The sequence below is a fragment of the Comamonas sp. 23 genome (genome assembly GCF_049601575.1).
GTDB lineage: Bacteria > Pseudomonadota > Gammaproteobacteria > Burkholderiales > Burkholderiaceae_C > Comamonas > Comamonas squillarum.
The window spans coordinates 1314743-1333130 of the sequence record NZ_CP187127.1 but is presented as its reverse complement, the minus strand read 5'-3'; the positions used below and the strand labels follow the sequence as shown (position 1 = coordinate 1333130).

The 18388-nt window shown below is 64.6% G+C and carries 19 protein-coding genes and 1 tRNA gene; 14 read left to right on the top strand and 6 right to left on the bottom strand.

The window, feature by feature from the left end:
• Positions 1–12: 12 nt before the first annotated feature.
• From ACPEE1_RS05975 to mutM, 3 genes are all read right to left on the bottom strand, one after another.
• On the bottom strand, positions 13–249 hold the full coding sequence (locus ACPEE1_RS05975) for a DUF2789 domain-containing protein (protein WP_116927034.1): 237 nt from the start codon (positions 247–249) through the stop codon (positions 13–15).
• Between the two features lie 106 nt (positions 250–355).
• Positions 356–1396, bottom strand: a complete 1041-nt coding sequence (gene mutY / locus ACPEE1_RS05970) for an A/G-specific adenine glycosylase (RefSeq protein ID WP_423936398.1) — start codon at positions 1394–1396, stop codon at positions 356–358.
• A gap of 67 nt (positions 1397–1463) precedes the next feature.
• Positions 1464–2276, bottom strand: a complete 813-nt coding sequence (gene mutM / locus ACPEE1_RS05965) for a bifunctional DNA-formamidopyrimidine glycosylase/DNA-(apurinic or apyrimidinic site) lyase (protein ID WP_423935540.1) — start codon at positions 2274–2276, stop codon at positions 1464–1466.
• 45 nt (positions 2277–2321) lie between these two features.
• Here mutM and ACPEE1_RS05960 point away from each other — a divergent pair, with 45 nt between their 5' ends.
• The 7 genes from ACPEE1_RS05960 (at position 2322) to pth (ending at position 8052) form a co-directional block, all read left to right on the top strand.
• A complete protein-coding gene (locus ACPEE1_RS05960; RefSeq protein ID WP_423935538.1) occupies positions 2322–4097 on the top strand; it encodes a tetratricopeptide repeat protein in 1776 nt (591 codons plus the stop codon).
• Complete coding sequence (locus tag ACPEE1_RS05955) at positions 4094–4603, top strand: outer membrane lipoprotein LolB (RefSeq protein WP_423935536.1); 510 nt, start codon at positions 4094–4096, stop codon at positions 4601–4603. The genes ACPEE1_RS05960 and ACPEE1_RS05955 overlap by 4 nt, the downstream gene beginning before the upstream one ends.
• A gap of 19 nt (positions 4604–4622) precedes the next feature.
• On the top strand, positions 4623–5480 hold the full coding sequence (gene ispE / locus ACPEE1_RS05950; RefSeq protein ID WP_116927039.1) for a 4-(cytidine 5'-diphospho)-2-C-methyl-D-erythritol kinase: 858 nt from the start codon (positions 4623–4625) through the stop codon (positions 5478–5480).
• Positions 5481–5520: 40 nt separating this feature from the next.
• Positions 5521–5597, top strand: a tRNA-Gln gene (locus ACPEE1_RS05945).
• A 56-nt stretch (positions 5598–5653) separates the two neighbouring features.
• Entirely contained in the window at positions 5654–6619 is a 966-nt protein-coding gene (locus ACPEE1_RS05940; RefSeq protein ID WP_021025016.1) for a ribose-phosphate pyrophosphokinase, read from the top strand.
• 129 nt (positions 6620–6748) lie between these two features.
• Positions 6749–7339, top strand: coding sequence for a 50S ribosomal protein L25/general stress protein Ctc (locus tag ACPEE1_RS05935; protein ID WP_116927040.1), 591 nt, complete (start codon positions 6749–6751; stop codon positions 7337–7339).
• A gap of 104 nt (positions 7340–7443) precedes the next feature.
• Complete coding sequence (gene pth, locus ACPEE1_RS05930; protein ID WP_339559031.1) at positions 7444–8052, top strand: aminoacyl-tRNA hydrolase; 609 nt, start codon at positions 7444–7446, stop codon at positions 8050–8052.
• A 41-nt stretch (positions 8053–8093) separates the two neighbouring features.
• Here pth and ACPEE1_RS05925 read toward each other — a convergent pair whose 3' ends face one another.
• Complete coding sequence (locus ACPEE1_RS05925; protein WP_021025013.1) at positions 8094–8351, bottom strand: YfhL family 4Fe-4S dicluster ferredoxin; 258 nt, start codon at positions 8349–8351, stop codon at positions 8094–8096.
• 200 nt (positions 8352–8551) lie between these two features.
• On the opposite strand from ACPEE1_RS05925, the gene ACPEE1_RS05920 reads away from it, so the two are divergent.
• From ACPEE1_RS05920 to ACPEE1_RS05890, 7 genes are all read left to right on the top strand, one after another.
• Complete coding sequence (locus ACPEE1_RS05920; protein WP_116927042.1) at positions 8552–9514, top strand: ABC transporter permease; 963 nt, start codon at positions 8552–8554, stop codon at positions 9512–9514.
• Positions 9515–9521: 7 nt separating this feature from the next.
• The gene (locus tag ACPEE1_RS05915) at positions 9522–10433 is read left to right on the top strand and encodes an ABC transporter permease (protein ID WP_116927043.1); all 912 of its coding nucleotides are present in this window, start codon (positions 9522–9524) and stop codon (positions 10431–10433) included.
• A gap of 9 nt (positions 10434–10442) precedes the next feature.
• Positions 10443–11468: an ABC transporter ATP-binding protein gene (locus tag ACPEE1_RS05910; RefSeq protein ID WP_182343429.1), complete on the top strand. Its 1026-nt coding sequence runs from the start codon at positions 10443–10445 to the stop codon at positions 11466–11468.
• Complete coding sequence (locus ACPEE1_RS05905; protein WP_116927045.1) at positions 11465–12316, top strand: ATP-binding cassette domain-containing protein; 852 nt, start codon at positions 11465–11467, stop codon at positions 12314–12316. The genes ACPEE1_RS05910 and ACPEE1_RS05905 overlap by 4 nt, the downstream gene beginning before the upstream one ends.
• A gap of 95 nt (positions 12317–12411) precedes the next feature.
• Positions 12412–13902, top strand: coding sequence for an ABC transporter substrate-binding protein (locus ACPEE1_RS05900; protein WP_423935531.1), 1491 nt, complete (start codon positions 12412–12414; stop codon positions 13900–13902).
• Positions 13903–14008: 106 nt separating this feature from the next.
• Complete coding sequence (locus ACPEE1_RS05895) at positions 14009–15415, top strand: amidase (RefSeq protein WP_116927047.1); 1407 nt, start codon at positions 14009–14011, stop codon at positions 15413–15415.
• 17 nt (positions 15416–15432) lie between these two features.
• Complete coding sequence (locus tag ACPEE1_RS05890) at positions 15433–16773, top strand: tetratricopeptide repeat protein (protein WP_423935529.1); 1341 nt, start codon at positions 15433–15435, stop codon at positions 16771–16773.
• Between the two features lie 27 nt (positions 16774–16800).
• On the opposite strand, the gene ACPEE1_RS05885 is transcribed toward ACPEE1_RS05890, so the two are convergent.
• Together ACPEE1_RS05885 and ACPEE1_RS05880 are read right to left on the bottom strand one after the other, a co-directional pair.
• Positions 16801–17460 (bottom strand): LysE family translocator, encoded by a 660-nt coding sequence (locus ACPEE1_RS05885; protein WP_423935527.1) that lies wholly within the window; start codon positions 17458–17460, stop codon positions 16801–16803.
• Positions 17461–17471: 11 nt separating this feature from the next.
• On the bottom strand, positions 17472–18386 hold the full coding sequence (locus ACPEE1_RS05880; RefSeq protein WP_423935525.1) for a DUF429 domain-containing protein: 915 nt from the start codon (positions 18384–18386) through the stop codon (positions 17472–17474).
• Between the last annotated feature and the right edge of the window lie 2 nt (positions 18387–18388).

The window sequence follows — 18388 nt, the reverse complement described above, 5'->3', positions numbered from 1 at the left end:
TGCCCGCGCTGATTACTCGGCGCGCAAGGCGACGCTGAGCTGGTCGACCACGTTCGCCCAGTCGGCATCGGCGGTAATGCTTTCACGCAAGAAGCGCGCTTGCGCGGGCGACCAGAATGCGGCATCTGCCAGCAGCACCTTGTCGGGCAGCGGGCGGTGGGATTCTATGAACTGGCGGATCGACGCATCATCATCGGGCAGGCCCAGTTGCTGGAAGAGCGACGAGAAGGGGTGAACCGTGGGCTCCATGGCGTACTTTCAAAGCAAGAAGATGGCTGCAGTCTAAGCGCCGTGCAGCGGCGCCCTTTGCAGGACAAGCCCGGTAAAGGACGCCAGTGCCGGAGCCGAGCCCGCCTCAAAACCCGCGCTGCAGCAGGCTACGAATCGGTGCGGGCAGCCCCAGATCGGGCCACTGCGCAGGCAGGCACCACTGGCCCGAAGGCGTGGGCACACCATCGCCCGCAACGGGCACCCGCACCGGGTGCAGGTGCAGATCCTTGTGGGTGAGCACATGCAGGAATGGCTGGGCATGCACCGCCTCCGAGGTATCACCGTGCTGTGCCGACTGCACAAGCAGCGCCTCTTCACTGTCGTAGACCGGCAGGCAGAACAGGCCGGCCCAGATGCCGGGCGCGGGGCGCTTTTCCAGCCAGATGGCACCGTCGGGCCGCTGCCAGCACAGCAGCCACCAGCTGGCGGCACTGCGCTTCAATTTCTTGGTCTTGACCGGATAGCGCTCGGGCTGGCCCTGGCGGTGGGCCACGCAATCGCCGCGCACCGGGCACAGCAGGCAGCTGGGCTTTTTGGCGGTGCAGATGGTGGCGCCCATGTCCATCATGCCCTGGGTGTAGCGCGGCATATTGCGCGCCAGGTCGGTGGTGGGCAGCAGCTCTTCGGCCAGCGCCCAGAGCTTTTTCTCGGCGGCGCTGCTGGCCAGGTCGTCCTCAAATCCCAGCACGCGGGTGAGCACCCGTTTGACGTTGGCATCAAGTATGGCGGCGCGCTGCGCAAAGCAGAACGAGGCGATCGCGCCGGCGGTCGAACGGCCAATGCCGGGCAAGGACGAGAGTTCTTCGACCGTGTGCGGGAACGCGCCGCCAAAGCGTTCCATCACCTCCTGGGCACAGCGGTGCAGGTTGCGCGCGCGGCTGTAGTAGCCCAGGCCACTCCACAAGGCCATCACCTCTTCATCGCTGGCCGCAGCCAGATCGGCCACGGTGGGGCAGCGCTGCAAAAAGCGCTCGTAGTAGCCCAGCACGGTGCTGACCTGGGTTTGCTGCAGCATGATCTCGGACAGCCAGACGCGGTAGGCATCCTGGGTGTTCTGCCACGGCAGATGGTGTCTTCCGTGGACTGTCTGCCAGGCCACGATCTGTTCGGAAAATCGACTCACAATCGCTGTTCTCGGGGGGAGTAGTTATCGGTGGGCCTGGCCGCTCTGGGGCGGCCCGCCAGGCCCGCGTTTATTTCTGGCAGCGCTTGCAGTAATAGGTGCTGCGCTGCCCTTGCTTGATGAGCTGCACCGGCTGGCCGCATTGCGGGCAGGGCTCTCCGGCCCGGCCATAGACGCTGGCCTGCGCCTGGAAGGCACCGGCATAGCCATTGACCTGGACAAAATCGCGCAAGGTGCTGCCACCCAGCGCAATGGAGCGGGTCAGCACCTCCACAATCGCCGCATGCAGGCGTTTCGCCTGGGGCCGCGTGGTCTGGTTGGCCGGTTTGGTCGGCGAGATGCCGGCCAGGAACAGCACCTCGCTGGCGTAGATATTGCCCACGCCCACGACCACCTGGCCGCCCAGCAGCAGCTGCTTGATCGGCGTGCGCGACTTTTGCAGCCCGGCCCAGAGGTGCTCCACGCTGAAGCCGGCGCCCAAGGGCTCCACGCCCAGATTGGACAACAGCTTGGCGGCCATGCCGGAGTCGGCATCGGGCGACCAGACCACCGCCCCAAAACGGCGCGGGTCATGCAGGCGCAGCAGGTGCTGGTCGGTGAGCAAGTCAAAATGGTCATGCGGGCCCGCTGGCGCATCCATGGGGCTGACCTGCAGGCTGCCGGACATGCCAAGGTGGATCAGCACCACTCCCTGGTCCAGCACCAGCACAATGTATTTGCCCCGGCGCTGCACCTCGGTGATGGTGCGCCCGGCCAAGGCGGCGGTATCGATGCCCAGCGGCCAGCGCAAAGGTTTTCCCATGCGCACGGAGGCAATGCGCGCGCCTTGCAGCGGCGCAACCAATCCCCGCCGCGTGACTTCCACTTCTGGTAACTCTGGCACTTTCTTCCTTCTGCAAGGCCCTTGGGCATCGTTTATTATGGGCCGATGACGCAAAAACTTCGTTTACTGGCTTATTTTCTGGCCGCTGGCCTGATGACACCCGCCTTTGCAGCGCCTGCCAAAACACCGCAGCAAGGTGCAGCCCAGCGTCAGCTGTCTCTGGCGGCGGCCGAGCGGGCCGATGATGCCAGAGTGGAGCTGGATGCGGAGCTTTTTTACGAGCTGCTTCTGGGCGAAATGTATGCCTACCGCGGCGATGCGGCCACCAGCGTGGAGTTGCTGCTCGACGCCGCGCGCCGCTCGGGCGATGAGAAGGTCTACCAGCGCAGCGCGCAGCTGGCGCTGCTGTCGCGCTCGGCCACCCGTGCCACCCAAGTGGCCCAGGCCTGGAAAAGCGCCTTTCCGCAATCGCGCGCGGCCAGCCGCTACATGCTGCAGGTGATGCTCTCGACCAACCAGGGCGAGGAAACCGGCCCGCTGCTCAAGCAAGAGATCGCGCTGGCCAAGCCCGATGAAAAACTCGACTGGATCCGCGCCATCCCCAGCATCTACCGGCGCCTGAGCGACCAGGAGCTGGCCGCCCGCATTGTGCGCGAAGCGCTGACCCCCGAGCTGGAAAACCCCGCCACCGGCCCCGAATCCTGGGCTGCCATTGGCCGTATGGAGCTGGCCGCCGACCAGAAGAGCCAGGCGCTCGCGTCCGCCCGCCGGTCGCTGCAACTCAATCCCGACAATGAAAGCGCAGCCAAGCTGGCCGCAGACCTGGTCAACGCCGGCGTGCCCGGGGCTGAGGCGCTGGTGGTGGATTTTTTGGACAAGTCCAAAAGCGGCGAGGCCCACCTGGCCTATGCACGCAGCCTGATGAACGCCGAGCGCTTTACCGAGGCCAAGGCCCAGCTGGACAATGCCACGCGCCTGAGCCCCGAATCTGCCGACGCCTGGATGCTGAAGGCCGCGCTGGAGGCCCAGCTCAAGCAGTACACCGAGGCCGATGTCTCGCTGCTCAAGCTCGACACCTTGATCGACAAATTCCCCTCGGCCGTGCTGCAGCGCGAAGTGCGCATCCAAAGCCTGATGCTGCGCGAGCAGATGGCCGAGGCCCAGCAGAAATGGGCCGAGGCCGACCGCTGGGCCGATGAGATCGCCAAGGCCGGCAATATCGCGCTGGCCACCTTGCGCAAGGCCTCCATCCAGATGCAGCAAGGCAACTACGACGCCGCAGCGGCCCTGCTGGAGCAACTGCCCGAGGGCAATGCCGGCGAGGCGCGCGCCAAGCTGGCCGCGCAGGTGCAGCTGCAAAAGACGGCCAAGAACTATGCGAAAGCGCTGGAGCTGCAAGGGCGCCTGGTTGCGCTGCAGCCGCAAGACCCCGATGCACTGTATGAGCAGGCCATGCTGGCTGAACGCATGAACAACATGGAACTGGCCGAGACCCAGCTGCGCCGGCTGATCGAGCTGCAGCCCGATTTTCACCATGCCTACAACGCGCTGGGCTACTCGCTGGCCGACCGCGGCCTCAAGCTCGATGAGGCCAAAAGCCTGATCGAGAAAGCGCTGAGCATGTCGCCCGGTGATCCCTTCATCACCGACAGCCTCGGCTGGGTGGAGTTCAAGCTGGGCAACCTCGAGCGCGCCGCCGAGCTGCTGGAGCAGGCCTACACCAAGCAACCCGATGCCGAGATTGGCGCCCACCTGGCCGAAGTCTGGTGGAAACAGGGCAAGACCCGGCCCGCTGAAGAGCTGCTGCGCACGGTTCTGAAGACCGCACCCAATAACGACATGGTCAAGAAGACCTTTGAGCGCCTGGGAATCAAGCCATGATAGGTGTGCAGCGCAGGCAGCTCTGCCTGGCCACCATCGGCGCCGGCCTGCTGCCCCTCCTCTCGGCCTGCAGCACGGCTGCGCGCCAGCTCGAAGCGGCCCCGGGCAAGACCTACTGGTCAGGCCGCATGTCGGTGCAGGTGCTGGACAGCCCTCCGCAAACCACCAGCGGCAGCTTTGAGCTGTCGGGCAGTCCCGACTCGGGCGAGCTGGTGCTGCTCAACCCGCTGGGCAATATCGTTGCGCGCGTGCAATGGTCACCCGGCCAGGCGAGCGCACAGCAAGGCACGCAAACCCGCCAGGCCAGCTCGCTCGATGAGTTGACGCAGACCTTGCTGGGCACCAGCTTGCCGATTGCCGCGCTGTTTGACTGGCTGCAGGGCCAGCCCACGGTGGCCGCGGGCTGGCAGGCCGATCTGGAAGCGCGCAGCGAAGGCAAGATTCTGGCCCGCCGCCTTGACCCGCTACCCGAAGCCAGCCTGCGCATCGTGCTTGACGCGCCATGATTTTTTTGTGAGACGATCCATGCGTACGCTGTACGACGTTCCTGCGCCTGCCAAGCTCAACCTGTTCCTGCACATCACCGGCAGACGCGCGGATGGCTACCACCTGCTGCAGTCGGTCTTCATGCTGATCGACTGGGCCGACACGCTGCACCTGGAGCTGCGCAGCGGCGGCCAGATCAGCCGCGAAGACCTCAACACCCCCCTGCCCGCCGATGACCTGATCACCCGCGCCGCGCGGGCCTTGCAGCAGGCCACCGGCTGCAGCCAGGGCGTACACATTGGCGTGCATAAAAACCTGCCGGCCCAGGCGGGCATGGGTGGCGGATCATCGGATGCTGCAAGCACCTTGCTGGCCCTGAACCAGCTCTGGGATTTGAAGCTCTCGCGCAGCGAACTGCAGCGCATCGGCTTGACGCTGGGCGCCGATGTTCCGTTTTTTATTTTTGGAAAATCGGCTTGGGTCGAAGGAATCGGTGACATAATACGTCCACTCGAAAACGAGCAGCAACTAGCAGACACCGCGCTGGTAGTTGTGAAGCCGCAAGAGGGTCTGGATACGAAACTTATTTTTTCAAGTCCGAACCTAAAACGCGATTCAGAAGCTGCTACAATGACGAGCTTCGCTGCAGAGAACTTTGACTTCGGTCGAAACGACTTGCAGCCGGTCGCAGAAAGCCTGTGCCCTTCGATAAAAAAAGTTTCTGACTTTTTGAAATCACAAGGATTACATGCTAGAATGACGGGCTCAGGTAGCGCAGTTTTCGCAGTGAAGAAAATGCAAGCTAATAGCTGCCAGAGCAGTTTTTCACAAGACTGGACAGTGAAAGATTGCACAAGTCTGATGGAACATCCTCTCAGAGGCTGGACCCAAGACTGAAAGTTTCAAAGGATTGGTGATGCTTAGCACCAATTCTTGTAGGGGAGTCGCCAAGCTGGTTAAGGCACCGGATTTTGATTCCGGCATGCGAAGGTTCGAATCCTTCTTCCCCTGCCATATTTCTTACCGCGTACAAGCAACGCACACAGCTAACCCATACCCACTGGGACGCTATGCAAGACCATCATCCAGACTTCATGGTTTTCACTGGCAACGCCAACCGCGAACTTGCCTCTGAAATTGCACAACACCTCCATACCTCACTGGGTAACGCCGACGTAGGCCGCTTCTCTGACGGTGAAGTCACCGTTGAGATCAAGCAAAACGTGCGTACCCGTGATGTGTTCGTGGTGCAACCCACCTGTGCGCCCACCAACGACCATCTGATGGAACTGCTTGTGATGGTCGACGCCTTGAAGCGAGCATCGGCTGAGCACATCTGCGCGGTGATCCCCTATTTCGGCTACGCCCGCCAGGACCGCCGTGTTCGCTCGACCCGCGTGCCCATCACGGCCAAGGTCGTGGCCAACATGCTGCAAGCCGCTGGCGTGAGCCGCGTGCTGACGATGGACCTGCACGCCGACCAGATCCAGGGCTTCTTCGATATTCCGGTGGACAACATCTATGCATCGCCTGTGCTGCTGGGTGATCTGCGCCAGAAGAATTACGAAGACCTGATCGTTGTGTCGCCGGACGTTGGTGGTGTGGTGCGTGCACGCGCGCTGGCCAAGCAACTCCATTGCGATCTGGCCATCATCGACAAGCGCCGCCCCAAGGCCAATGTCTCCGAAGTCATGCATGTGATCGGTGACATCGACGGCCGCAACTGCGTGATCATGGACGACATGATCGACACCGCAGGCACCTTGGTGAAGGCGGCGGAAGTGCTCAAGGAACGTGGCGCCAAGAAGGTCTACGCTTACTGCACGCACCCCATTTTCTCGGGCCCGGCCATCGAACGTATCGGCAACGGTGCGGCGCTGGACGAAGTCGTGGTGACCAACACCATCCCGCTGTCGGCCGAAGCGCGCAACTGCAGCAAGATTCGCCAGTTGTCGGTGGCACCGCTGATCGGTGAGACCATCCACCGCATCGCCACCGGCGAATCGGTGATGAGCCTGTTCCAGGAAGCCGACTGATCAAAGGGCCCGCAAGGCCCTTTTTCTGCTTTCTGCTAAAATAGATAGTTTTCGCTGGCCGCTGCAATTTGTAGCGGCCTTTTTAACCGGGTGAACTGGTCGCGGTTCATCCCACATTGGAGTAATAAAATGAACGTTGTCGCTTTTGCGCGCGCTAAGCAAGGTACGGGTGCGAGCCGCCGCCTGCGTAATTCTGGCCGTACGCCTGGCATCATCTACGGTGCCGCTGCTGAGCCTCAGTTGATCGAAGTGGACCACAACAGCCTGTGGTACGCCCTCAAGAAGGAAGCTTTCCACGCATCCGTGCTGGAACTGGACCTGGACGGCGCCAAGAGCCAAGTGCTGCTGCGCGACGTGCAATACCACCCCTACAAGCAGCTGGTGCTGCACATCGACTTCCAACGCGTCGATGCCAACACCGCGCTGACCATGAAGGTGCCCGTCCACTTCAGCGGTGCTGAAGAGTCCCCAGCAGTGAAGATCGACAAGTGCCTGGTGACCCCAGTTGTGACCGAAATCCAAGTGATCTGCATGCCCAAGGACCTGCCCGAATTCATCGCGGTGGACCTGAGCAAGCTGGAAAAGGGTTCGACCGTCCACCTGAAGGACATCGCTCTGCCCAAGGGCGTGAAGCTGGCTGCACAAACCAACCCTGCGCTGGTGTCCGTGGCCGCTCCTGCCGCTGCTGAACCTGCAGAAGGCGAAGCGCCTGCTGCTTAATCGCACAGCAAGCTGCTGACGCCTCTGGCGTCTGCAAGCCAGAGGCTGCATTGCTGGTCAATGCAGCCTTTTTTCATTCTTCCCCTACTTCACTCCATCCGCCCATGATCAAGCTGTTTGTTGGCCTCGGCAACCCCGGCCCTGAATACGAAGGCACGCGCCACAACGCCGGCTTCTGGTGGATTGATGCGCTGGCCCGGGATTTGCGCCTGCAGCTGGTGCCCGACCGCAATTACTATGGCCTGGTCGCACGTACTTCGGTGCAGGGTGAGTCGGTCTGGCTGCTCGAGCCGCAGACCTTCATGAACCTGTCGGGCAAGTCGGTCGGCGCGCTCGCACGCTTTTTCAAGATCAAGCCCGAAGAGATTCTGGTGGTGCACGATGAGCTCGATCTGCCGCCCGGCCAGGTCAAGCTCAAGCGCGGCGGTGGCCACGGCGGCCACAATGGCCTGCGCGATATCCATGCCCAGCTGGGCTCGTCCGATTACTGGCGCCTGCGCATCGGCATTGGCCACCCCGGTGACAAGCAGGAGGTGCCCAACTGGGTGCTGCGCAAGCCAGCGCCCGACCAGCGCAAGCTGATCGAGGACAGCATCATCCATGCGCTGCAGGCCTCGCCTGAGCTGCTGGCCGGCGACATGGAAAAGGCCACGCTCAAGATCCACACCACCAAGCCCCAGCGGCCCAAGCCGCCACGCCCAGAGGCCCTCTGAGCGCACCGGGCTACACGCCCATCCCCCCGATCACCCCGCAGTCACAGGCCCTTGTCGGCCTGCAGGCGCACATAGCGCTGCATCAAGGTGGGCTTGTCTTCCTGAAAATCGGGGTGCACCGGAATGCAGGCGACCGGGCAGATCTGCACGCACTGGGGCTCATCGAAATGGCCCACGCATTCGGTGCAGCGGTGCGGATCGATCTCGTAGTAGTCCTCCCCCATCGAGATGGCATCGTTGGGGCACTCGGGCTCACACACATCGCAGTTGATGCACTCATCGGTAATCATCAAGGCCATGGATGCGTCTCCAAGATTCCAGCACGGGGGAAGAAGTGTGACATGAGCGACATTATCCCGCGACCTCCTTAGCCATACTCGTGGCACTGCGAGTAAGCATGTATGGTGTGTCGGAATTGTTCGCGTTATGCTTGCCGCTGCGAAAAAATACAACAAGCACCAGCAGGTCTGCGCGCCTTTCCTAACCACGACGGCTACCCATGGGTCTTTTCATTCTCAAGCGCACACTCACCTTGCTGCTCACCTTGTTGGGCACCTCGATTGTCGTCTTCCTCGTTCTGGAGATCCTGCCGGGCAACGCCGCCCAGATGTTGATGGGGCCCGATGCCGCGCCCGAAGCAGTCGCTGAACTGGCCGAGCAGCTCGGGCTCAACCAGCCCGCCTGGGAGCGCTATGTGCACTGGATCTGGGGCCTTGTGCACCTGGACCTGGGCAACAGCTACAGCTACGGCACCCCTGTCATCGAACTGATTGCCGAGCGCATGGCGCTCACCTTGCCGCTGGCCTTGATGGCGATGGCCATCACCACCGTGGTGGCGCTGGCCGCCGGCATCTATGCCGCCAGCCGCCACAACAAGCTCGGTGATGTCAGCGTCATGGGCATGGCTCAGCTGGGCATTGCCATCCCCAATTTCTGGTTCGCCATCTTGCTGATCCTGCTGTTTTCGGTGCACCTCAAATGGTTCTCGGCCGGCGGCTTTCCGGGCTGGAGCGAGGCCTCGGGCGGCTCGCCCTGGGCCGCGCTCAAGTCGCTGATGCTGCCGGCCTTGTCGCTGGCCGTGGTGCAGGCGGCCATCCTGGCGCGCATCACGCGCTCGTCGGTGCTGGAGGTGCTGCGTGAGGACTTTGTGCGCACCGCCCGGGCCAAGGGCCTGTCGCAACGCGCAGCGCTCTACGGCCATGTGCTGCGCAATGCGCTGGTTCCGGTGGTCACCGTCATGGGCCTGCAGTTTGCCGAACTGATGGCCGGCACGATCGTGGTCGAGAACGTGTTCTACCTGCCCGGCATGGGCCGGCTGATCTTTCAGGCCATTGCCAACCGGGACCTGATGGTGGTGCGCAACTGCGTGATGCTGCTGGCCGCCATGGTGGTGATCGTCAATTTCGTGGTGGACCTGCTCTATGCCTGGATCGACCCCCGCACCAAAGCCAGCGATATCTGAGCACGCCATGCAACCGCCTACCTCCGTCGCCCCTACCTTGCCCACGCCCGCTGCCAGCGCAGCGCCTGGCCACACGGCATCCCGCAACGCACTGTGGCGCCGCGCCCTGCGCAACCCCAGCTTCATGATTGGACTGGTGCTCACGGCCCTGCTCTTGCTCGCCGCTGGCCTGTCCTATGTCTGGACGCCGCACTCGGCCTTCGAGATGAACATGGAGGCCAAGCTGCAAGGGCCGTCGCTCGCCCACTGGCTGGGCACCGATGCCTATGGGCGCGATGTCGCCTCGCAGCTGCTGCTGGGCGCGCGCGCCTCCATTTTGGTGGGCGTCATTGCCGTGGGCATCGGCGTGGTGGTGGGCACGGCGCTGGGCCTGCTGGCCGCTGCCAAACGCGGCTGGGTCGAAGAGGCCATCATGCGCCTGGCCGATTTCTCGCTGGCCTTCCCCGCCATCCTCTCGGCCATCATGCTGACCGCTGTGTTCGGCCCGGGCATCATCAATGCCATCGTGGCCATCGGCATCTACAACATCCCGATGTTCGCCCGCATCGCGCGCGGCTCGGCCAACACCATCTGGGGGCGCGAATATGTCACCGCCGCCCGCGCCTGCGGCAAGGGTGCCTGGGCCATTACCTGGCAGCATGTGCTGCCCAATATCTCGGCCACCTTGATCGTGCAGAGCACCATCCGCTTTGCGATTGCGATCCTGGCCGAGGCCGCACTGTCCTACCTGGGCCTGGGCACGCAGCCGCCGCAGCCGTCCTGGGGCCGCATGCTGAGCGAGGCGCAGACCTTGATGTTCCAGGCGCCGCTCTTGGCCGTGTTCCCGGGCGTGGCGATTGCGTTGTCGGTGCTGGGCCTCAACCTGCTGGGCGACGGTCTGCGCGACCTGCTTGACCCGCGTCTGGCCCGCAAGCGCTAAGGAGTCGCCATGGCACTGATCGATGTACAGCACCTGGAAATCGTGCTGCAAACCCACCGAGGCCCCGCCCGCGCCGTGCGCGATGTCAGCTTCCAGATCGAGCGCGGCCAGGCCCTGGGCCTGATTGGCGAGTCGGGCTGCGGCAAGTCCATCACGGCCATGGCCTTGATGGGCCTGCTGCCCGAATCGGCCCAGGTCAACGGCAGCGCCCAGCTCGACGGCCAAAGCCTGGTGCAGCAGCCCGACCACTGGTGGCGCAGCGTGCGCGGCAACCGCATTGCGATGATCTTCCAGGAGCCGATGACGGCGCTCAACCCGGTGCACACCATTGGCCGCCAGATCAGCGAACCGCTGCGCCTGCACAAGGGCTGGAGCGCGCGCCAGGCCCGTGAAGAGGCGATTGCGCTGCTCGACCGCGTCGGCATCGCCCAACCGGCGCAGCGCTTTGATGCCTATCCGCACCAGTTCTCGGGCGGGCAGCGCCAGCGCATCACGATTGCAATGGCGCTGGCCTGCGGCCCCGATCTGCTGATCGCCGATGAGCCCACGACGGCGCTGGACGTCACCATCCAGCAGCAGATCCTGGATCTCATCAACGGGCTGGTGCAGGAGCGCCAGATGGCCTTGCTGCTGATCTCGCACGACCTGGGCGTGATCTCGCAGAATGTCGACAAGATGGTCGTGATGTATGGCGGCACGGTTGTCGAATCGGGCAGCACCGAGGCCGTGTTCGAGCACATGGCCCACCCCTACACCCGAGGCCTGCTGGCCGCGCGCCCCAGCATGCAGCCGCGCATCCAGGGCCAGCCCCAGCGCCTGCACACCATTGCCGGCTCGGTGCCCGAGCTGGTCGACCTGCCCGCCGGCTGCACCTTTGCCGGGCGCTGCAGCTTTACCCAGCCGCCCTGCTTTGTGCAAAGGCCGCCCAGCGTGGCGCTGCCATCGACCCATCCGCAGGAGACTCACCAGGTGCACTGCCTGCGCCCCGAGGCCTACGCCATCGCCACCCAGACCCCTGACGAGACTCCCGCATGACGGCAGCCCCCCACGACACCCCCTTGCTGCAAGTGCGCGACCTGGTGCGCACCTACACCCTGCCCCGCGAAAAGCTGTTTTCCGCGCCCCCCACGGTGCAGGCTCTCAAGGGTGTGAGCTTTGAGCTGCATGCCGGCCAGAGCCTGGGCATCGTTGGCGAGTCGGGCTCGGGCAAGTCCACCTTGGCGCGCCTGGTGATGGCGCTCGACCAGCCCACCGCCGGCCAGGTGCTGCTCGAGGGCCAGGACCTGCACCGCATGGAGGCGGCCGCACTGCAGCGCGCGCGCAAGGATTTCCAGATGGTGTTCCAGGACCCCTATGGCTCACTCGACCCGCGCCAGACGGTCGAGCGCATCGTCAGCGAGCCGCTGCAGGCGCAAAAGACCGCCTCGCGCGCCGAGCAGCGCGAGCGCGCCAGCCAGGTGCTGCAGCAGGTGGGCCTGCGCGCGCAGGATGTGGACAAGTACCCGCATGAGTTCTCCGGCGGCCAGCGCCAGCGCATTGCCATCGCCCGCGCACTGATCACCAAGCCCCGGCTGATCATTGCCGACGAGCCCGTCAGCGCGCTGGACGTGTCGGTGCAGGCCCAGGTGCTCAATCTGATGCAGGACCTGCAACGCGAGCACGGCATCACCTACCTGCTCATCAGCCACGACTTGGCTGTCATCAACCACCTCTGCGACGCCGTGGTGGTGCTCTACCAGGGCGAGATCGTCGAGCGCGGCGCGCCCAGCCAACTGTTCCAGCATGCCCAGCATCCCTATACGCAAAAACTGGTGCAGGCCGTGCCCCAGGTGCGGCCACGCCGACACCGCATGCCAGCAGGGATTGGCGCAAGTCCTGTATAACCGTGCTTGAGCTTCTCGGCGCGCTCCGCAAGGGCGTCGCCACTCCGCAGCTTTCCCCCATAAATTGAATAAAACCCTATCCAAGGAGTACCCGGATGCTGAACCGTAGACACCTGCTTGCCGCAGGCACTCTGGCACCGCTGCCACTGTGGCTGCCTGGCATCGCCCAGGCACAGGCCAAGAAAGACACCGTTGTGCTGGGCATGACGCTGGAGCCGCCAGGGCTGGACCCAACCGCCGGCGCCGCCTCGTCGATTGCCGAGATCACGCACTACAACCTGTATGAGACGCTGACCAAGATCAACTCGGACGGCAGTGTCTCGCCGCTGCTCGCCGAGAGCTGGGAAGTCTCGCCCGATCTCAAGAGCTACACCTTCAAGCTGCGCAAGGGGGTGACTTTTCACAACGGCGAGCCCTTCAACGCCAACAGCGTCAAGTTCTCCTTTGACCGCGCAGCCGGCGAGAAAAGTACCAACAAGGACAAGCGCACCTTCGCCAACCTGACGGCCCAGGTGGTGGACGAGCACACGGTGGTGATCCTGAACAAGGAGATCGACCCGGACCTGCTGTTTGTGCTGGGCCAGGCCACATCGATCATCGTCGAGCCCAAGAGCGCCGACAGTAACGCCACCAAGCCCATCGGCACCGGCCCCTACAAGCTGGGCAACTGGAGCAAGGGCGCCTCCATCACCCTGGCGGCCTGGCCGCAGTACCGCAACCCCGGCAGCATCCGCATCCGCCGCGCCACCTTCCGCTTCATCTCGGATGCGGCCGCGCAAGTCGCTGCGCTGCTGGCCGGTGATGTGGACATCTTCCCGCGCGTCTCGGCCCGTGGCATCGACCAGTTCAAGACCAACCCGCGCTACCAGGTGGTCATCTCCGGCTCACGCGCCAAGACCATCGTCGCCATCAATGAGCGCCGCAAGCCACTCGACGATGTGCGGGTGCGCCGCGCGCTGTCTGCCGCCATCGACCGCAAGGCCGTCATCGCCGGCGCCGCCGAAGGCCTGGGCGTGCCGATTGGCAGCCACTATGTGCCCGGCGCCTATGGCTATGTGGACACCACCGGCATCAACCCCTTTGATGTGGAAAAGGCCAAGAAGCTGTTGGCCGAGGCCGGCGTGAAGACCCCGCTGAGCCTGAGCATGACCCTGCCCCCCACGCCCTACGCGCGCCAGGGCGGCGAGATCATTGCCGCGCAACTGGCCAAGATCGGGGTCGAGGTCAAGCTGCAGAACGTGGAATGGGCGCAGTGGCTCTCGGGCACCTACACCAACAAGAACTACGACCTGTCGCTGATCTCGCATGTCGAGCCTTTCGATCTGGAGAACTACACCCGGCCCGATTACTACTGGGGCTACAAGTCCGAGAAGTTCAACAAGCTGTTCGAACAGATCAAGCTCGAAGCGCGCCCGGCCGACCGCTCGCGCCTGCTGGGCGAGGCACAGCGCCTGCTGGCCGAAGATGCCGCCAACGTCTACCTGTACCAGCCGCAGTGGGTGACGATTGCCGCCAAGAACGTGCGAGGTCTCTGGAAGGACATGCCGATCTTCATCAACGACCTGTCATCCATGTACTGGGCTTGAACCCGGTCTTGCGCTAGGCTTCAAACCAGCACACCGCCCATCTACGGCTCTGCCCGGATGGGCTTTTTTCATTGAACACCTACTCCACTCTCGCCCTCTGCCCGATATGACCGCGTTGCACGATTGGCCCGCCACAGCGCTGCTGGCCGCCTACCAAAAGCAAGAACTCTCCCCTGTCGATGTCATGCAATCCGTCATCGACCATGTCGCGCAGTGGGAGCCGCACCTCTGCGCCACCTACCTGTACCGGCCCGAAGAGGCACTGGCGCAGGCACGGGCCAGCGAAGCGCGCTGGCACAAGGGCGCACCCGCCGGTCTGCTCGATGGCCTGCCGGTGACCATCAAGGAAAACATCGCCACCCAGGGTGACCCACTGCCCGCCGGCACCGCTGCCGTCACGCTGGTGCCCGCAGCCGCCGATGCACCGCCCGCCGCCCGCCTGCGAGAGGCCCATGCCATCTGCTTCAGCAAGACCACGATGCCCGACTACGGCATGCTGTCGTCGGGGCTGTCGAGCTTTCACCCGCTGGCGCGCAACCCCTGGGACCTGAGCAAAGGCCCGGGCGGCTCCAGCGCGGGCGGCGGTGCGGCAGCGGCTGCCGGCTACGGCCCGCTGCACATCGGCACCGACATCGGTGGCTCGCTGCGCCTGCCGGCCAGCTGGTGCGGTATCTACAGCCTCAAGCCCAGCCTGGGCCGCATCCCTATTGACCCGCCTTACCAAGGCCGTGCCGCAGGCCCGATGACCCGCAGCGTGGACGATTCGGCGCTGATGATGCAGGTGCTGTCGGCCCCCGATGCGCGCGACACGATGAGCCTGCCCGCACAGGACATTGCCTGGAGCACGGTGGCCACCACCGGCGTGGACTTTATCCGGGGAAAACGCATTGGCCTGTTGCTCGATGCCGGCTGCGGCCTGCCGCTGCAGCCCGAGGTGCGCGCGGCCATCGAGCAGGCCGCAGCGCTGCTGGAAGCCGCTGGCGCGCAGATCACGCCAATGCAGCCCTTCATGACGCCTGCGATGCTGGACGGCATGGACCGCTTCTGGCGCATGCGCTCGCTGAGCGATCTGCAGGCGCTCAGCAGCGCGCAGCGCGACAAGGTGCTGCCCTATATCCGCGCCTGGGCCGAGAGCGCCGAGGGCATGAGCGGCAGCGCGGTCTTCCAGGCCAGCCAACAGTTCCACCAGGTACGTCTGGCCACCGTCAAAGCCTGCAGCGCGTTTGACTTTGTGATCTCGCCCGTCGCGCCGCATGTTGCGTTCGATGCCCAATGGCCCTCGCCCACCAACGACCCCTTGCGCCCGCTCGAGCACATCGGCTTTACCGTGCCCTACAACATGTCGGAGCAGCCGGCCGCATCCATCAACTGCGGCTACACCGCCTCCGGCCTGCCTATTGGCCTGCAGATCGCCGGTGCGCGTTTTGACGACCTGGGCGTGTTGCAGCTGTCGCGCGCTTTCGAGCAGATCCGCGGCCCGCAAAAGCCCTGGCCCCAGCCGCCCCAGGCATGAGACAAGGAGGGCAGCGCATGGGCACGCAGCAGGACCTGTATGGCAACCCGGTCAGCAGCGATGCAGCCGCCCTGCCCTACCTGAACGACTTTGCCGAAGGCTTTGTTGCCTGCGAGATGCGCGTGCTGCGCATCCTGGACATCGCAGCGCAGGACCCCAGCCCGCTGGTGCAAACCTGGTGCGCCGCGCTCCATCTATTTGCCGAAGATGCGCAGGCCGCCCGGCAGGCGCGGCCCTTTTTGCAGCGTGCCCGCGCCCAGCTGGCGCAGGCCCATGAGCGCGAAGCACAGTGGCTGGCCGCCGTCGAGGCCTGGGCCGATGGCGACACGCCCTTGGCTGCGCAAAGGCTCGAAGCACTGCTGCAGCACTACCCGCGCGATCTGGCCGCGCTCAAGCTCGCGCACTACCATGCCTTCAACCTGGGCGACTCGCCCGCCATGCTGCGCATGGCGCTGGCGGCCCAGGCGCACTGCGCCGATATCCCCTACTTCCACGGCATGCTGGCCTTTGCCTATGAGCAATGCCATCTGCTGGGCCAGGCCGAGCGCGCTGCGCGCCAGGCGCTGCAGTTGCGCTTCAAGGAGCCCTGGGCCCACCATGCGCTGGCCCATGTGCTGCTGACCCAAGGCCGTGTGGACGAGGGTCTGGCCTTCATGCAAAGCGCGAGCAGCAGCTGGACGGGGCTCAACTCCTTCATGCAGACGCACAACTGGTGGCACCTGGCGCTGTTCCTGATGGAGGATGCGCGCCATGACGAAGCGCTGCAGCTGCATGACAGCCAGGTCTGGGGCGTCGTGCCGGCCTATTCGCAGGACCAGATCGGCTCCATATCGCTGCTGGCGCGGCTGGAGCTCGAAGGCGTCGATGTCGGCCCGCGCTGGCAGCAGCTCAGCCCCTACCTGCTGCAGCGCCAGCATGACCATGTGCTGCCTTTTCTGGACCTGCAATACCTCTACGGCCTGGCACGCGCCGGGCAATGGGAGGCCGCGCAGCAGTTGCTGGTCAGCATGCAAGGCCATGCCGATGCGCAGGTCCAACCCCGGCTGCGCACGGCCTGGCAGGATGTCTGCCTGCCCGCCGCGCAGGGCCTGCTGGCCCATGCCCAAGGCCAGCACGGCCAGGCCGCCCATCAGCTGGGGCCCTTGATTGCACGCCTGGTCGAGGTCGGCGGCAGCCACGCCCAGCGCGACCTGTTCAACCAGCTGTACTGGAGCGCCTTGCGGCACAGCGGCCAGTGGACGGCCTTGCAAAACCTGGTGCAGCCCTGGTGCAATCAGCAGCCCCAATCCAAACGGCTGGCAGCGCATATGCGGCGCATTTACCAGGGGCTGGGCTTGCCGCCCTCCCTGGCGGCTTGAACTGCCATTTCGCCCTGTTGGACGGCCTCAGCGCTGCGCGGTGGCCAGCTTGACCGCCAGGCCCACAAACACCACGGCGGTGATCTTGTTGAGCCAGAACTGCGCGCGTGGCGAGCGCAGCAGCAAATTGCCAAAGGCGCCCGAGAACAGCGCAATGGCGCCAAACACCAGGAACGCGGCCAAGATAAACACGGCGCCAAAGACAAAGATCTGCGGGCCGACCGGGCCGATGGCGGGGTCGGCAAACTGCGGCAAAAAGGCCAGGAAGAAGATCAGCACCTTGGGGTTGGTGAGGTTCATCACCACGCCCCGGCGCACCATCACCAGCAAGTCCTTGCCCGCCATCTCGGTACGCAAGCTTGCGCTATCGGCCGCGCCAGCACCGGATTTTTCTGCAGCCACCGGTGCCCGCCATGCGCCCCAGGCCAGATAAGCCAAGTAGGCCGCGCCACACCACTTGAGCACCGTGAACGCGATGCTGGACGCCCCAAACACTGCTGCCAGCCCCAGCGCCACCGCCGCGGTGTGCACCACCACGCCCAGGCACAGGCCCACGACCACGGCAATGCCCACCCGCCAGCCGCGTTGTATCGACTGCATCAGCACAAACAAGTTGTCCGGCCCGGGCGACAGCGCCAGCAGCACAGCAACACCAAAAAAGGCCAGCAGGGATTGGAGAGTAGGCATGGCAAGGTCTTTTAATCAAGGACCGGCACATTATGGCCTGCCGCCCAGTGTGCAGTCTCAGGCCCCGCCTGCGCGCGCGACAGCGGTGCCGTCACAATCCAGCCTTCCAGCGGATCAGTGCCCGGCGGCAGGCCATAGAGCGCATCGCCCTGTAAATGGCAGCGCAGGCCCCAGGCCGCCTGCAACATGCAGATGGCGGCATCGAGATGGTCGCCGCTGGCGTCATCGCGCATGCTACCCAGCTGCGCCGGGCTAGCCAGCAGGCGCAGCTGCAGCGAATGGGCATCCTGCAGCAGGGCATCCAGCACCTGCTGGCGGGCAGCAGTGCGCTCGGGCGTCTGGCGCTGGCGGTCATCGCTTTTGTAGCTGCGCCGGCCAATCAGCTCGCGCGCCAGCATGCCGGGGTAGGCCTCCAGCGCGACGCGGCTACTTTCTCTGCGCAGCAGACCGGGGAAATCCGCGCCCACCGCCAGCAGTCGGGGCAGACCGGCATGCAGCATCCAAGCGACGGGCGGGTTAACCCATTTCATCGACGGGCTGGAGCCAGCAGGCCCATCGGTGGCGCGGTGGGCAAATTTGCCGCCGGCGGGCCGGGCATCGCAAAAGGCTTTGAACAGCGCGCGGATCTCGCTGCGCTCCAGGCTGGCGTAATGCTGCATGCAGGCCTGCCAATCGCGGGGCCAGCCCAGGTGCATCACCAGCTCGCGCGGCAGCGCAAACGGCAGGTCAAAGCCGCCGACCCAGGCCGGCTGCTGCTGCAAAAAGTCCTGCCACTGCGCCAGCGTGGCAAAGCGCTCAAAGCCCCGCAGCGCCACCGTGCCCGCCTCGGCATCCAGATGGCCCCAGGCCACAACCACGGGCTTGCGCCGGCTCGGGCTGCTGCTGAAATCGCAGCCCAGCACCGGTGGCAGCGCAGCGCCTGGCATCG

Coding starts and splice junctions, on each gene's coding strand:
- ACPEE1_RS05975 (WP_116927034.1), bottom strand. CDS start 249: ATGGAGCCCACGGTTCACCCCTTCTCGTCGCTCTTCCAGCAACTGGGC.
- ACPEE1_RS05960 (WP_423935538.1), top strand. CDS start 2,322: ATGACGCAAAAACTTCGTTTACTGGCTTATTTTCTGGCCGCTGGCCTG.
- ACPEE1_RS05955 (WP_423935536.1), top strand. CDS start 4,094: ATGATAGGTGTGCAGCGCAGGCAGCTCTGCCTGGCCACCATCGGCGCC.
- ispE (WP_116927039.1), top strand. CDS start 4,623: ATGCGTACGCTGTACGACGTTCCTGCGCCTGCCAAGCTCAACCTGTTC.
- ACPEE1_RS05940 (WP_021025016.1), top strand. CDS start 5,654: ATGCAAGACCATCATCCAGACTTCATGGTTTTCACTGGCAACGCCAAC.
- ACPEE1_RS05935 (WP_116927040.1), top strand. CDS start 6,749: ATGAACGTTGTCGCTTTTGCGCGCGCTAAGCAAGGTACGGGTGCGAGC.
- pth (WP_339559031.1), top strand. CDS start 7,444: ATGATCAAGCTGTTTGTTGGCCTCGGCAACCCCGGCCCTGAATACGAA.
- ACPEE1_RS05925 (WP_021025013.1), bottom strand. CDS start 8,351: ATGGCCTTGATGATTACCGATGAGTGCATCAACTGCGATGTGTGTGAG.
- ACPEE1_RS05920 (WP_116927042.1), top strand. CDS start 8,552: ATGGGTCTTTTCATTCTCAAGCGCACACTCACCTTGCTGCTCACCTTG.
- ACPEE1_RS05915 (WP_116927043.1), top strand. CDS start 9,522: ATGCAACCGCCTACCTCCGTCGCCCCTACCTTGCCCACGCCCGCTGCC.
- ACPEE1_RS05910 (WP_182343429.1), top strand. CDS start 10,443: ATGGCACTGATCGATGTACAGCACCTGGAAATCGTGCTGCAAACCCAC.
- ACPEE1_RS05905 (WP_116927045.1), top strand. CDS start 11,465: ATGACGGCAGCCCCCCACGACACCCCCTTGCTGCAAGTGCGCGACCTG.
- ACPEE1_RS05900 (WP_423935531.1), top strand. CDS start 12,412: ATGCTGAACCGTAGACACCTGCTTGCCGCAGGCACTCTGGCACCGCTG.
- ACPEE1_RS05895 (WP_116927047.1), top strand. CDS start 14,009: ATGACCGCGTTGCACGATTGGCCCGCCACAGCGCTGCTGGCCGCCTAC.
- ACPEE1_RS05890 (WP_423935529.1), top strand. CDS start 15,433: ATGGGCACGCAGCAGGACCTGTATGGCAACCCGGTCAGCAGCGATGCA.
- ACPEE1_RS05885 (WP_423935527.1), bottom strand. CDS start 17,460: ATGCCTACTCTCCAATCCCTGCTGGCCTTTTTTGGTGTTGCTGTGCTG.
- ACPEE1_RS05880 (WP_423935525.1), bottom strand. CDS start 18,386: ATGCCAGGCGCTGCGCTGCCACCGGTGCTGGGCTGCGATTTCAGCAGC.